The sequence below is a fragment of the Bacillus cereus group sp. Bce041 genome (assembly GCF_052646455.1).
Map to the genome: position 1 here is coordinate 165375 of NZ_JBQXON010000005.1, position 15324 is coordinate 180698.

Genomic DNA, 15324 nt, shown 5'->3' on the forward strand with positions numbered 1-15324 from the left:
AATTTCAATCATCAAAATCATTTCGTGATTTGATTTTATTTTTCTCTACCTCTTCTGGATTAAAACGAAAACGCTGTTTAGATCTTGAAAAAATAGGACGTCGAAACATCGCTGAGATCGGCAAACGGATAATGCTGTCTTTCCAATCTGTAGGGCGTGTAGGATAAAAAGGAAACAAATAAGGACGTCTTAATGATTCTGTACGTAATAAACGTGCTAAAAGCAAAGAGCTTGTTAAAACAATTCCTAATAAACCCAACAGGTGTGCAGATATTATAAAAGGAAAACGAATTACTCGAATTGTATTACCAATTCGATATATTGGTGCTGTAAATGAGCTAAGCGCTGAAAGTGCAACAATAATAATAAGTACATTACTTGTAAGACTTGCCTCTACAGATGCCTGTCCAATTACAATACCACCTACTATACCGACAGTTAGACCCACTTTAGTTGGTAAACGTGCCCCCGCTTCTCTCAGTAATTCAATCGTTATTTCTAAAAAAAGCGCTTCAATTAATGGAGGAAAAGGTACTTTACTTCTCGATATGATTAACGTTTCAAGAAGTTCTTTTGGAATAAGCTCGTAATGATATGTTAAGATTGCAACATATAATGGAGTCGTTAAGACAGAAAACATAAAAGCAAAAAGCCTTAATAGACGAAAAAAAGAGGCAATAATCCAAGGCATGGTGTAATCTTCTGTCGTAGAAAAAAAGTCAATTAATGTTGTTGGAAGAGTGATCGCATAAGGTGAGCCATCTACAAAAAGTGCAATTTTCCCTTCTGCCAATACAGCTGCTACACGGTCTGGTCGTTCTGTATTCAAAAATTGAGGAAATATAGAATTCGGGTTGTCTGCAATTAACTGCATCAAATACGTGCTATCCAAAACGTGGTCTGTTTTTATTAGACTCACCCTTTTTATAATTTCTTGTAGATTTTGATCATTTACAATTCCCTCAATATATACAATCGCAACGGTTGTGTTAGATAGAGAGCCTACTTTCAATTCCTTCATTTGTAAATAAGGTGTTGGAAGCTTTCTACGTACTAAATTTAAGTTTACATCTAAATCTTCAACAAACGCGATTTGTGGACCCACGATATTGTATTCAATTTCAGCTTTTGTAATATCTCTTTTTTCTTTCTTTGCCACATTGATTAACAAGCCATTTAATTTATCTGTATCGAACTGAATAAGTATATAGCCGTTTAAAATACTATCCTGAATATCTTCCATTTGATTTGTTATTTTTGAATTTTCAAAGGGTAAGACAGACCGAATATCTTGTAATGAATCGAAGCTCTTCTCTTTTATATAAGTTAAAACCTCTTCATGAAATATATTTACATCGATTAAGGTTCTAAAATATGAAATGACTATAGAGGATTTGTTTGAAGCGATCTCCAACGTTATAAAATCTTTAGATTTTTTTAGTAATTGCATTAATTCCTGCAAAGATTTTATAGAGTGAACAGGTACTTTTTCATGTGGTTTCAATTGATAATACCCTTCCTTTCAAAAAGAACCTATATATAGTTTTTAGAAATTTCTATTTTAAAAATGAGGGATATTTATATGTGAATATGCTCCTTAAAAATAATGCCTTTTTAACTAACTTAACCAAAATTAGTTAAAAAATGTATTACAAGTAAAAATTTGAAATGCCCCCAAGAAAAATTACAATATTAAAAACATCCTTTCTTTTGGTTCTAAAGAAAGGATGTTTTTATAACAGGCTTTTTCAAGTGTCTATTCTATAGGGTACATTTACCAGTGTTCTTCTCTTTATTATTTCATTAAGTAACATTGGCATTACATTCTGTATGGTTTCTTAAAAAATTTCAGTAAGAGAATATCTTAATTTTGAAGTGTACAAATAGGGAGAGTGACTTCAACTGTAGTCCCCTTATTCATTTCACTCTTAATAAATATCTTTCCCTGATGTGTTTCAATGATTTTATAACAGATCATTAATCCTAAGCCAATCCCCTCTTCTTTAATACTATAAAAAGGTTCTCCGAGGTATGGTATACGTTCTTTTGGAATCCCACACCCTTGATCGATAAAACGAATGCTTACTTGATTATTATCAAGTATATTTATTTGAATCAGAATTTCCCCTCCCATCGGCATAGATTCAATTGCATTTTTTAATATATTAACAAATACTTGTTTTAATTGATTTCCTTCACATGAAATCAATGGAATACCAGGGTTAAGATCGATTCTAAATTTTATATTATGCATCATTGCTTGAGGTTGTAGTAGCATTAAAACTTGATCCATTAGCACACTAATGTTATTAGGTTGCATTTTTACTACCTGTGGTTTGGCTACCGCCATAAATTCAGTTGTTATGCTCTCTATACGCTCAATCTCTGATGATACTATATTAATATAACCCTGATTATTCTCATTTTCCGTTGATTTTAGTAATTGCATGAACCCTTTCATTGCAGTTAATGGATTATTAATCTCATGAGCCATTACAGTCGCTAATTGTCCTACAACAGCAAGTTTTTCAGATTTTCGTAATAATTCTTCTGTTTTTAGCCGTTCAGTGATATCACGAGAAATACTTAGGAAAACCTTTTTACCATTTAAGTTAAAAACACGAACACTAAACTCAGTTGTTATTACTTTTCCTGTTGGAAAAACATATTCATCTTGCAAAGTGAAGGAAGTTTCTCCCTTTTTAATTTTTTCTAATAGCCTTACGATCATTTGAGAATCTTGTGGTACTATATTTGAAAATGATAATGAGAGCAACTCTTCTCTACTATATCCAAATCTTCTACACCCAACAGGGTTTACCTCAATAAATCGACTTGGAGCATTATCTTCATTTAGCTCTACTACATATACCGCATCAGTTGCTTGTTCAATTAGTGCACGGTACTTCATTTCACTATCTCTTAATTGCTGGTGTAATCGATGTCGTTCTCTTTCTGCTTGTTTTCTTTCAGAGATGTCTCTACATATTGCTGATAAAGCTATCACATTTCCCCTTACATCTAGTATAGGAGAAACTGTCAGACTGACATCAAGAAGACTCCCATCGCTCCTTTGTCTAACAGTTTCTAATCTAGTAACTACAGATTCACCCGTTAGAATTTTCTGAATATTTTTAAGCGATTCTTCCATTAAAAAATCTGGTACACAAGGTAATCTCTTACCTATGATTTCTTGTGATGACCACCCAAATATCTTTTCATAAGCTTTATTGGCTTGTAAAATATGCCCTTCTCGATCAGAAATGGTAATAGCATCTAGATTGTGCTTTATAAATGATTCTAATAATTCTTTGGTAGCTCTTAATTCTGATTCTACCTTTTTCCTTTCGGTTATATCAACTGTAGAACCAACAACTTCAATAACTTGTCCATTTCGTTTAATTGGCCTAAGCGCAATAAGAATAATAGTTTTATCATTTGGCCAAGGTAATTCAAATATAATTTCTTTTCCTTCCCATGCCTGGAGATAGTACTTCATCAATTGTGGAACTAAATGTGGAGGAATAATAGAAGCATCAATAGTACGTAAGCTTTTTCCTACCACCTGTTCAGAATAAAATCCGTTTTGATAATAAAACTGTCCATCACATAAAGTGTGTATAAAGTGCTTATCCACTTTTTTAAATTTAAAAATTCCTCCTTGAAGCTCATGTACGGTATCTGTAAGTTCTTGCTTCGATTTTTTTAATTCTCGATTCATTTTAGATAAGTCCTGTGTTAAATAATACAATCTCTGGTAGGCTTCCATAAGAAATAGCCCAATTAAAAGTCCTAACGCTATATATAATAAGCCTCCTGTGTAAAGTAATGTAGTGTTAAATAATACCCCAACTAACCACTTTATTCCAATAAAAACAGAAAAATATAAAGATGCACTTTTAAAAGGATGTAGTTTTTTTACATAAATTTTAAAAGTAGAAAATAGAATCCCCATACATAAATAAGCAATCACAGGAGGTTCCCAATACTCTCCAATGTAAAAAATACGCATTAATATTATGCTAATTAGCGTAATCCAACCAGCAATACGACCAAAGTAAATAAAAGATAGAATAAGAGGAACAACTCGAAGATCGTAGGAAAATCCCATGTATGGAAAAGAAAAGAACATTAACGTAACTGCAATAATCCCTCCATAGAGCTTTTCGAAATATCGACTAGAATTAATTGTAAACACTTGAATAAATATTGCTGCGCTAACTAATAAAGAAAAAATAGAAAGGTTGATGAAATAATCTTTAATAATCATGTAATGTCCCTCCTTGCATTAAGTGTATTCGACAAAAAAGCTAAAAATCCTACAAATTGTATAAACAGTTCAAATGCATAAATTTTAAACTAGGATAAAATCTGGAAAAGTAAATAAGGAGCACAGCAGATGAGATATTTTAATGAAAAATAGTTCAAAAAAGATAATAGTAACCGTTGACTACTATTATCTTTTTTCTTTAAGTTATCGTAGTATGTCTGAAACTTTAAGGGACGTGGTATGTCATTTCATCAAACAATAATTATATACTGAGTCATGAATATAGGAACTTCAACAGTAATTTTTGAAAAATAACATAAAAAAACAAAACTATCTTTGAAAATAGAAAAAATCTATATGAATGTCAACTAATCTATGTACAAAAACGTTCACTTAATTTTGCATAAAGTCACTCCACTTAGGAAGCTAAGTAGTTCCTCAAGGTCGATAAGAACACCTGTAGATGCTTCAGGATAACTACATAATTGTATGAGTAATGTATTTGAAACCTTTCGGTAAAGCCATCCACATAATGCAAGTAACGCCTTGGGTCAATATTTACTTTTTCTTGAGCTAAGTATTCTAGGACATAAGGAGAAATATGCCATTACAATTTTTCAATTAACTTGTTGTCTAGTTTATTGTCCAGCTCCAATTACTTCGTTACTTTCAGATTCAGTTCATTATATTTTGTACTTTGTCTTTATACACAACATATTCTTTACCATCCACTACTGCTACTACCGCAAATTCATCATTTGGATTGAATGAAAGCCAATCAGCCCACATGTTAGTATTAGCCCCTCCACTCCACATATTATGAACAGTGTTTTTCGTTAAATTCATAACTTTATAAGACGCATTTGGCGCATTTGTTCCAGTCTTTATTTCAAAAGTGTATGCGTTATGAATCTTTTTATAAAAGTAGAAAACGTTTGATGGACGAAGCTGATTCAAAAAATCTTGTTCTTTTTTCTCTGCAATTTTTATCCCTTCTTGCAAAGTGACAACATCTGTTTTTAATGTTTTCCAACTGTTTTTCGCTGCATTCAAGCTAGGGGTTAAGAATTTATATTTATTTTGATCAGCTTTTTGATTAGCTTTCTCAATATGTCCCAGTACACCCGAATATTGAGAATCTAAATCCTCCCATTGCGTAGACATATAAGTAAGAGCAGTGATAGCACTATCAAGCATACTATGCATATCACTAATATTATGAAATGCAACTCCAACTACACGATTCAATGTTATTTTATAATCTACAGTCTGACGCAATTTTGCTAATTCAGGTTCTAGCCAACCTAACTTACCTCTTGCATCACCTATCATGATGCCACCAGCAATCAAGGTTGGAATAAAGGGGATTTTCACCATGTCTAATCCCTTAGATTCTATGTCTTTCTGATATTTTACTTGTCCTAAAAGGTCCTCTAGACGCTTTTGGTCAGCCTCCACATCAGCACCTTGGTTTTTTAAAATCGATTGCAATGTCTCTTTATGACTTCCAAATGTTCTAACATCTTCTCCAATAGCATTTTTTAATTGAATTAATTCTTCTATTAATGCTTTTGCAGACTTTTGATTTTGTTGAATTCCTCCCTGTAAATCTGTAATCCCTTTTTTTAAAGTATCTCCATTTCCAGTATTGATCGCCTCTACTAATGTTTCATAATAATTTTCAAATTTTGTATCGTATTCTATAATGCCTGTCAATGTATCAAAAAGCTGTTTTTTTACTTGTGTATTCCATGTAACAGCATGTGCTCTTGCATTCTTTTGATCTTGTACAATTTTACTAGGCAAATCTGCATTTCCATTAATAGTTATTCCTTCAAAACTCACATCTGGATTATTAATTAGCAAATAAGAATATTCATTCATAGCTTTTGCAAATAAACCAGCATCTTGCAAAGCTTTTTTCATCTGTTCTTCATTTGCTGAAAGAGATATATTTTCAATGTTCGTTTGTTCAATTTCAATTGCAAAAGTTTCTATTGGTATGACTGCATAAGTAGTTGTTATAGTTATAAACGCTGATACAGCGAGTAGTTTATTAGGGATTTTTTTCATCATTTCGTATTCCTCCTATATAAGGTATGGTTTCAAGTTCTAATCTTATTAAAAAGCGATGTCTTTCAAAATGAGTTCTACACCTTTTATCAGTATCGTTTGAACTTTCTTTAGCAGCCTTCAAATCATTAAGTATTAAAGAAAATGTATATAATCTACTTCAAATTAACCGATTCTGTTGCAAATTTTAAAAAAGCAATTAAACTACAAGGTTATTTTTTATTCGAATCATACTTATATATAATTGAAAGGCGAAGTCTTTAATGAGACTCCGCCTTTCTGTTATATAAGGATTTATTAATTATTACTTTTCTGTTTAACATTGTAATCATAGACTTTCCATGTTTTAGTTCACTTTACAACAGAATTAATATTTCCCTATTTTTGTGGAGTAACAGTTTCCACTTTTAATTCCTTTATTCCTTCTTTTAATGTAACAGCATCTGTTCGTAATGTTTTCCAACTGTCTTTCGCTGCATTTAAATTAGGTTTTAAGAATTTAAATTTATTTTGATCGGCTTTTTGAGCTGCATTCTCAATATGCCCTAGAACGCCCGAATATTGAGAATCTAAATCATGCCACTGCGTGGACATATAAGTAAGAGCGTTAATGGCATCATCAAGCGCCTTGTGCATTTCATTAATATTACTGTAAGCAACTCCAACTACACGATTTAAGGTTACTTTATAATCCACGGTCTGACGTAATTCTGCTAATAAAGGCTCTAACTTACCTAAATTATCCCTTGCTACTCCCACTATAATACCGCCAATTATTGGTAGACCCAAAATAGCACCCTTCATTACATTAAACCCATCAGATTCTAATTGTTTATAATAGTTTACTGATCCTAATACTTCTTCTAGACGCTTTTGATCGGCATCAACATCTGCACCTTGATTTTTTAAAATTGACTGCAAGAGCTCTTTATTACTTCCAAATGCTCTAACATCGTGTCCAATAGAGTCTCTTAATTTAGTTAATTCTTCTATTAGTTGTTGTGCATACTTTTGATTTTGTTGAATTTCACCTCGCAAATCTGTAATCCCTTCTTTTAAAGTTTCTCCATCCCCTGTATTAATCGCCTCTATCATTGTTTCATAATAATTGTCAAATGTTGTATCGTATTCAACAATACCATTCAATGTATCTAAAAGCTGTTTTTTTACTTTCGTATCCCAAGTAACAGCATGTGCCCTTGCATTCTTTTGATCTTGTACGATTCTACCAGGTAAATCTACATATCCATTAATGGTAATTCCCTCAAAATTCACATCAGGATTCTTAATTAACATATAAGAATAGGCATTCATAGATTTTGCAAATAATCCAGCCTTTTGCAAGGTCTCTTTCATTCTCGCTTCATTTGCAGAAAGAGCTGTATTTTCATTGTTCGTTTGTTCAATTTCACTTGCAAAAGTTGTTACTGGTGAAACTACATTTGCGGTTGTAATAGTTAATAGCGTCGATACAGCGAGTAATTTGTAAGGGATTTTTTTTATCATTTCATTTTCCTCCAATTTAGGTTTTAAATTTCAGTTCTACTCCTGTTTAAAAGCAATATCTTTTGAAATGAATTCTGCATCTTTATGAATATCATTCCAACTTTCTTTAGCGGCTCTTAAATCATCTGGTATTAAAGAGAATTTGTGATCTTGCATAGAATCGATATTATCCAGTAAATCTGTATAATTTGCGCCCATTGTATTCCATTGCTTTTGGATATTTGTTAGAGACAATATCGCTTGATCTACAGTCTGATATAAATATGCCAATGTTTCTTTCGCGTTAGTAAGCGAAAGAACTGCTTGATTAGCACGATCTGCTTTCATACTTAGTTCTCCGATTTTGTTAGAAATTTCATTATAGGAGTCCATATGCTTAGATGCTGTGACACCAGCCGCTGTTCCTAGACCGATACCAGCTGCTCCAAGAGCTGAAAGTCCACCAACAACAGCCGGTGTTGCTGTACCGCCCGTTACAACAATAACTACTGCTCCTCCAATAGCTGCAATAACTAAAATAGCTGCTCCCAATCCACCACCAATTGACCATGCTAATACATCATCAAAATGTTTTTTCTGAGTAGAACGAAGTTGCTCAATTTCAGCTTGAAGTTGTGGAATCGTTGCCTGTTGACCTGCTAATATTGCAGTTAATCCACCTTTCCCATCTGGACCACCAACATTATTTTTAAAATCTGTAGAATTTTGATATAGTTTCCCTTTGAAGTCTTGTAGCATCTTAATCACATCTGTAACTTCTTTTGAATTTGTATTGATTGTAGTAATTAAATCATTTATACCCTCTTTTAGACCTGCCTTATCTTTCTTTTGTACAGTTTCTACTAATGTGTCGTAATAATTTTGAAATTGTTCATCGTAATTTACAATATTACGAGCAGTTTTTTGAATCTGTGGCTTCGCTGTATCTAACCAGTAATTCGCATTGATTCGTGACAGCTCTTGATTAAGGTGAATATTTTTGAGCAACTCTCCCCCCTCTGAGCCTAAATCGATATTAGATAAATTTACATTTGGTTGCTTAATCATTGTTTTTGCGTATAAATCCATTACTAGAATATGAGACCCTGTTTCAGCCAATGCTTTCTTCAGTCCTTCGGGGCCTAATGCATAATTGCCTACTTTTTGTTCTTGAGCGGTCGTTTCTTGTGCAAATGCATGAATACTGTTACCGGTAGTAGCAGTTATAACAGTTGCTAATGTAGCTAAAGTTAATACTTTGAATGGAAATTTTTTCATGACTATTCTCCTTTTTTCGCTAAATGCTTATACTCTTTATAGATTTCCAAAAACGTAATATCAAAATTTATATACTTGCTCTTCAAGGTAACTTATTACATTTTTTAATTGTCTTAATGTATCTTTTTGAGACTGCTCGTTAATTGTATCAACATTAGTAGATAATTTTGTAATGCTATTTTTTATTAGATTTAAATCTTCTTTATAGCGCTTTAGTAGATCAAGTTCTACATCTACTTGATTTGCAAACGTATGCAAATCATTTTGTGTAAGAAGAAGCATTGATTTTTGTAAATCAGCTATTGATAATTTCGTTGTTAAATCATATATTTTTTGATTTTGTTTCTCTAAATCATCTAAATATGCTCGCTGCTCTGCTGTTAATTTATTTACTTCAGCAAAAACGCCAAATGTTTTCTTAATCTTTTCGGTATCAATGACCTTCATCAGGTCATACTCTTGTGTTTTTGCTGCGGCTGCGGCTGCTATTTCACCTTGTTTGCTTTTCTCAATTGCTTCACGAGCTGCTTTTTTTGCTGATTCAATCTCTAGATCCGTTTTACCTTGCTCTGTTGCTTCTTGCACTGCTTTTTTCTCAGCTTCTAGAATAGAGTTGTTAATTTCTTTTCCTTTGTTATATGCTGCCACCCCTGCTTGAGCAGCTGGTTCAATAATTTCTTTTGAAAGACTATAAACTTCTTTGAATATAGCAAATCCCTGTTCATTTAAAGCCCCTGGTATTAATGCAATTTGCTGTAAATCATTTTGAATTGCTTTTTTGGTATTTAATATTTCATTTTTTAACTGATCTATTTTTCCTGTTCCATCTGTACTTAGTATGCCTTGCGCAGTTGCCACATTGGTATCAAAATCTTTTAATTTTTTATCAAGCTGTAATTTAAGATCTGTTAATTCATTGATTTGCCGTTGCGTATTTTCTTGATTCGTCATAGCCATTTCTTGAAGTACTTCAAGTCTATCCGAAAACCCTTCTCTATCTTCTTTATTGTCTACAAACGATTTTAATGTCGGGTAATAGCTATTAAATTTTGTTACAAATCCTTTACTTTTTGAATTTAATAGAATTAACTGTGGATAGAGTTCCGATGACCATTCCTTCATATCTTGTTTGATTAGGAATTGATTTGTATTTAAAGCTGTGACTTCCTCTAACTGTACATTAGGACTCATTAAAGATTGATCAATATACGTTTGAATTAATTTAGATTGCGCACCTAATTTTCGTAATGAAGAGGAAATATCCATGCCTTCCTGTTGAGTTTCCGCTTGAACGGTTGGTGTTGCGAGAGTATTGATAGGAATATTTCCTCCAGTTACAATGGATGTGACTAATAATCCTGTAATTATTTTAGTTTTCATTCTGTACACTCCTTTACCATTGTTTTTATAACTTAATTCATATAACTTGTACGACCTCTCTCTTTGTAAACTAGTTAAGAAGGAGAAATCTTTCAGATAGGGTAATATCGTTAGTTTTTACTTCTAATAGGATGTAAGGATTTTACTTATCTCTCATTTCGATACTCTATTTTTTCAAATATAAATAAAAAAAATTTATTAACTATATTTGAATCAAGCACCCTATGAATAGTAAATTATTAATTCTTCCCTAGAATTGCGGTTTAACCTACAGAACCGCGAGAATCAATAAACCAATGCTTACAGTTAATCTTGTCATAATATTGTTTAATTTAAATTTAATAATATATCTCTTAGTTTTGTCAGCAAACTCCTTACTAGATAACAAAAGGTGAAATTATACTGTACATCGCTTATACTTTTATTGCGGAATAACTTCACTTTTGTTATGCAGAAACTTAGGACACGTTTATTACAAATTTGATTCTTGACCTCTTGTAAATAAATACACTATTCAGAAAAATATATTCTACATAATGTTACTTACAACTTCACTATAATTCCTATTAGCGTAACCTTCTCCTTTCTGTCTGGTCATACCAGTTATGTTGTTCATTAAAACATTAAATTTTTAATGCGTAAATAGAAAAATTTTGTCGATTACGCTCGATAATTTACTGTTAAATAAAAATATGAACCGGAAAAAATTATATAAATATAGTTATTCGTAAATTTCATTTCTGTAATTGTAATGATTACAAATTAATGTGTATACGGTTAAAAATAACTATTTTAGCTCAACCAAGAAATTTTATTTTAGAAAAAATACTTATAGAATAATATAATAGGTCTTTTTATACTTTTTTACCTTTATTTAGTTATGTATAATTGCATAAAATGTAGATATATTTAGTAATATATGTTATATTGTTGATTTTTTACAAAACATCCTAATATATTTATTAATAAATATATAATGTGAAGATATTAGTCTATAAACTTATCTTCGTTATAAACGTAGGTTTTAAATTACAAAAAGGCTGCAAAGCTTACTTGAAACACTTTGCAGCCTTCTGTCTTTTTGTTTTCTTTAGCAAAATAATGGTTAGTGAATTTCCATTTTTCGGGATACTTATACCCATGTTTAAGTCTTTACATTGGAGACAGCAGATAACAAGCTTATATTACTGTATATTTTTCACGGTACTGCCTAGGAGTCATGCTAGTGTTTTTTTTGAAAACTCTTATAAAATAACTTTGGTCATTAAAGTTAAGCCACGCACAGATATCTGATAACGAATAAGTAGTGAGTGTTAATAATTTCTTTGCTTCTTCCACTCGTTCCCTTTGAATATATTCGCTTAAAGTAATTCCCATTTCTTTTTTAAATAGTTTAGACAGATAAGTAGGCGTAATTTCTAAATGATTAGCAAGTTCATTCAGAGATATTCCATCGTAAACATTTTTATTAATATGTTTTATACATGTAGTAACCGCGTAAGAATACTTTTTTGCATTGTATTCTTTCACACGATCTGCAAAAGTACGTAAAGCATCCCCTGACAATCGCTTTACAGATTCTACATTATCTAATTGTTCTAGGGTTTGTATATATAAAATACTATGGGCAAAAGCAATATCTGGTGGCAGGTTTCCTTCTATTGCATATCGAGTGGCTAAGGTAATCGCAATAATTCCAAGGTTTTTTTGATTCCTGAGCGGATCCTCTATTAGCATAAGCTCAACATCTTCTTGCGAAACCGCATACATATACTGTATTAACTTTTTTTTATTCCCTTCTTTAATAGTCGAAAAGAAATCATTTACTAATGCCATATTGTGCGTTTTAGGTTTGTTTTGTCGACGTTTTAAAATATATAAATCAGGTTTCACATTTTTATTAGGAATTTCATCTAGTACTTTATTTTTTTCCAAGACAATATCTACATCTAACTTTTCATTGAAAATCATGTAATGTAATAAAATTCCCATATCAATTAATGTAGTTTTTTTAATCTCAGATAAACACTGATAATAGGCAAGTCTTTCTTGAATGTTATCATTTGATTTAAATTCTTTCTGAAATTTTATGATCATATCATCTGAATCTTTTGGATGTATAGTAGGACCGATTATAATAGTCCCTTTAATATCATCATGATTTTCTATATGAATTAGAACAAAATTTTCAAGATAGTTGTTACTTCGGAAAAGTGGCAAGTTAAAGGGATCGTTTTCTTGATAAATATCAGTAAGATGTTCTTCTTTTGAAGAATAAAAAGGACTACAAACATTATCAGATGTAGAATGATATAAAATTTTTCTGTCTGCAGATAAAATATGTACAGGGGCATTAAATGCTTTATGTGCAAGATCACACAAGTGTTGTATATCGATAGAAGTATTCATTACATTCTCCTTTATATATCCATAAAATATATTCTGTTATATATAATTCACGACAAATAATACTATAAAATATCAAATTAGTACAATTCACAACAAAATATTACTATATCTTTTTTATAAAAATCATATATTATTTAATTGTAGTTAGCATCTAAATATCAGAGTAGATAAGTAAAGGAAATAAGCTAAGTTCTTTTCTTAATTCTACAAAATATAATTATTGAACTTGAAAAAACAGTGAAGTACTACAAAATACAGTGGTAGTCAATGCGAGGACCAAGCTGGAAAAAGATTTAAAATAAAGTGAAAGTAACAGGAGATACTGTACCACCGCAAGAAGTAACAGTCAAAGTTCCAATTCAATCATTTATACAAATTTAATTCAAAAAATACATACTGCTAATTTACATGTGAAACTGAAAAACTATTTGCTCCAAATTTTAGAAAAAGATAATAAAGAAGTTGTGAAATTGGAAACAGATGAAAGCGATACGGCTATTTTTGAAGCACTATGCTTTGAAAAATACAAGGTAGAGGAAATTCAAGGACTCAATTAAACATTTAATTGAGAGAAAGGTCTTTTCATCAACTAAAAATAAAAAACGAATGGAATATTCAAAAAATGACACTATATTACTGGTCGTAACATTAGTTTTACTTTCCACAAAAGAGGAAAAAATATATAGACTTTACAAATACTAAGAATAGCAAACTAGCTAGTTTTATTACCGCATCACATAAAGTGAAACTTTAATCAGTGGGGGTTTTGTTCATCCCCCACTGATTATTAGCCCATACCAATCGGGCTTTTACGGGCAGCCCGCCCCCCACCTAACTTCTTTGCTTCCGCTGAATTTTGAGGTGGGGGTCTTACTGCCCGGCAAATAGCGGGATAAACTTATTATTAATTTCCAAATACAATAGTTGTTACTCAACAAAAAACTTCAATAATTAAGGTACACAGTAAATTGATCTCAAAACAGTAATTACTACAGTATCAGTTTTTACTTATTCTATAAAAAAGAAATATAACTTAATAATTATTACTTTATATCAATTTAGACATAAAACATTTTATTATATCGGCTTAAGTATTATGGAATTAAAATTATAAATAACACCAAAATCCTTTTAAGGGCTCATACATCGTTCGTATCGAATTTATCACCTTTCGATACCTATGTCATTAACACAAATAAAAAAAGATTATTACAAAGGAATCTGAGAGGTTTTTTCAATTTCGAAATTTATTTTTTGTAAATTAAAGGAAAAATAATCCGTATATAGACGGATTATTTTCTTAGTGTAATCTGTATTGACCTGTTAACTGTTTTTCAGCCATTCAAACTAAGCGTTTTGTAATCTCTACACCGATCCGAACCATTTGCAGATGATGTGATGTATCAGGTCCCAGTGTGACCCCTAGTTCAAAAGCACTTTCATACTTCATTTGCTCAATAGTACTTGTAGTAGCAGAAATAAGAATTTCATTTGTATTACTTTCGCATGAGAAACCTAATTTATTCCAGTTTTTTTATAGGAACCCTTTCCCTCCCCTTATTCCACCAATTAAATTTGAAACACAAATGTACATTGCATTTCAATATAACAATAAAAGCTACAAAAGCAACGAATTTACTATTTTAAATTTAAGTGTTTAACCTTTAAGTACTTAAATTCTTTTTTCCAGATAAAGCATACATTATATCTTGATGTTTTATTGTCCTCTTATAATTATGTGGTATCGGGAATTTATTTCGGTGTTCTTTTATTATAATTAAAGTTTGAAGTTCTATGCTCAATACTTTTGCGAGGACATGATAGTTATATCCATTATTTAACAGAGAAATTATGTCATAAAACATAGTTTTTCCACCCACTAATTTTACTAATTTATTCTTTAACTCATCCCCTTTTTCTTTAGCTTTATCAATTTCTAACAACATAGATTTTTTATTTGTCTGCTTAATGTATTGAGTATACAACTCTGGGAATTCTTTTTGTACTTCTTTGTTTAATACTGGTCTATATTTAATCATATAAGTAACTTGTAACAAAGAGCGTTTTAACAAACTATCTTCAATGAGATACGCTACTTTATAAAATAAATGTACATATTCCTCAATATTGGAATAACTATTAAAATGAGCTAATACTCTACTTTTTATACTAAAAGCCTTGCCTACATAAATAATATTGTCATTATAATCTTTAATGAAATAAATACCACTGTCAGATTTTTTTAATTTATTATCCAATTCTTCTATACTCATAAAATGCAATTCACTCATACTTCTCTCTCCTTAGCAGTTTTAAATCGTAAAAAACAAGCAAGGTTTCTAAAAAAGTACTTAGCTGCCCTAGTATCTCTTATTTTATCTCTTGCTAAATGTCAAAAAACTGTTTCTATGTTACTCAATTATCAATAT

General features: G+C 31.1%; 10 protein-coding genes. 1 reads left to right on the forward strand and 9 read right to left on the reverse strand.

The window, feature by feature from the left end; translation table 11 throughout:
* Positions 1-4: 4 nt before the first annotated feature.
* The 7 genes from ACUN13_RS17740 to ACUN13_RS17770 form a co-directional block, all read right to left on the reverse strand.
* On the reverse strand, positions 5-1504 hold the full coding sequence (locus ACUN13_RS17740) for a spore germination protein (RefSeq protein WP_000802295.1): 1500 nt from the start codon (positions 1502-1504) through the stop codon (positions 5-7).
* Positions 1505-1864: 360 nt separating this feature from the next.
* The gene (locus tag ACUN13_RS17745; protein WP_257115471.1) at positions 1865-4270 is read right to left on the reverse strand and encodes a PAS domain S-box protein; all 2406 of its coding nucleotides are present in this window, start codon (positions 4268-4270) and stop codon (positions 1865-1867) included.
* Positions 4271-4945: 675 nt separating this feature from the next.
* The gene (gene hblB, locus ACUN13_RS17750) at positions 4946-6346 is read right to left on the reverse strand and encodes a hemolysin BL regulatory component HblB (RefSeq protein ID WP_257115472.1); all 1401 of its coding nucleotides are present in this window, start codon (positions 6344-6346) and stop codon (positions 4946-4948) included.
* Between the two features lie 375 nt (positions 6347-6721).
* Complete coding sequence (gene hblA / locus ACUN13_RS17755) at positions 6722-7849, reverse strand: hemolysin BL binding component B (protein WP_088351207.1); 1128 nt, start codon at positions 7847-7849, stop codon at positions 6722-6724.
* Positions 7850-7885: 36 nt separating this feature from the next.
* Complete coding sequence (gene hblD / locus ACUN13_RS17760; RefSeq protein WP_257115473.1) at positions 7886-9106, reverse strand: hemolytic enterotoxin HBL lytic component L1; 1221 nt, start codon at positions 9104-9106, stop codon at positions 7886-7888.
* Positions 9107-9166: 60 nt separating this feature from the next.
* Complete coding sequence (gene hblC / locus ACUN13_RS17765) at positions 9167-10486, reverse strand: hemolytic enterotoxin HBL lytic component L2 (protein ID WP_445423890.1); 1320 nt, start codon at positions 10484-10486, stop codon at positions 9167-9169.
* A gap of 1179 nt (positions 10487-11665) precedes the next feature.
* Positions 11666-12895: a helix-turn-helix domain-containing protein gene (locus ACUN13_RS17770; RefSeq protein WP_257115476.1), complete on the reverse strand. Its 1230-nt coding sequence runs from the start codon at positions 12893-12895 to the stop codon at positions 11666-11668.
* A gap of 428 nt (positions 12896-13323) precedes the next feature.
* Here ACUN13_RS17770 and ACUN13_RS17775 point away from each other — a divergent pair, with 428 nt between their 5' ends.
* Positions 13324-13452: a peptidase gene (locus ACUN13_RS17775; RefSeq protein WP_257116090.1), complete on the forward strand. Its 129-nt coding sequence runs from the start codon at positions 13324-13326 to the stop codon at positions 13450-13452.
* Between the two features lie 785 nt (positions 13453-14237).
* On the opposite strand, the gene ACUN13_RS17780 is transcribed toward ACUN13_RS17775, so the two are convergent.
* Both ACUN13_RS17780 and ACUN13_RS17785 read right to left on the reverse strand, forming a co-directional pair.
* Complete coding sequence (locus ACUN13_RS17780; protein WP_257116091.1) at positions 14238-14381, reverse strand: alpha/beta-type small acid-soluble spore protein; 144 nt, start codon at positions 14379-14381, stop codon at positions 14238-14240.
* A gap of 178 nt (positions 14382-14559) precedes the next feature.
* Positions 14560-15186: a nucleotide excision repair endonuclease gene (locus ACUN13_RS17785; protein ID WP_257115477.1), complete on the reverse strand. Its 627-nt coding sequence runs from the start codon at positions 15184-15186 to the stop codon at positions 14560-14562.
* Positions 15187-15324: the final 138 nt, after the last annotated feature.

Coding starts and splice junctions, on each gene's coding strand:
- hblB (WP_257115472.1), bottom strand. CDS start 6,346: ATGATGAAAAAAATCCCTAATAAACTACTCGCTGTATCAGCGTTTATA.
- hblA (WP_088351207.1), bottom strand. CDS start 7,849: ATGATAAAAAAAATCCCTTACAAATTACTCGCTGTATCGACGCTATTA.
- hblD (WP_257115473.1), bottom strand. CDS start 9,106: ATGAAAAAATTTCCATTCAAAGTATTAACTTTAGCTACATTAGCAACT.
- hblC (WP_445423890.1), bottom strand. CDS start 10,486: ATGAAAACTAAAATAATTACAGGATTATTAGTCACATCCATTGTAACT.
- ACUN13_RS17785 (WP_257115477.1), bottom strand. CDS start 15,186: ATGAGTGAATTGCATTTTATGAGTATAGAAGAATTGGATAATAAATTA.
- ACUN13_RS17770 (WP_257115476.1), bottom strand. CDS start 12,895: ATGAATACTTCTATCGATATACAACACTTGTGTGATCTTGCACATAAA.
- ACUN13_RS17745 (WP_257115471.1), bottom strand. CDS start 4,270: ATGATTATTAAAGATTATTTCATCAACCTTTCTATTTTTTCTTTATTA.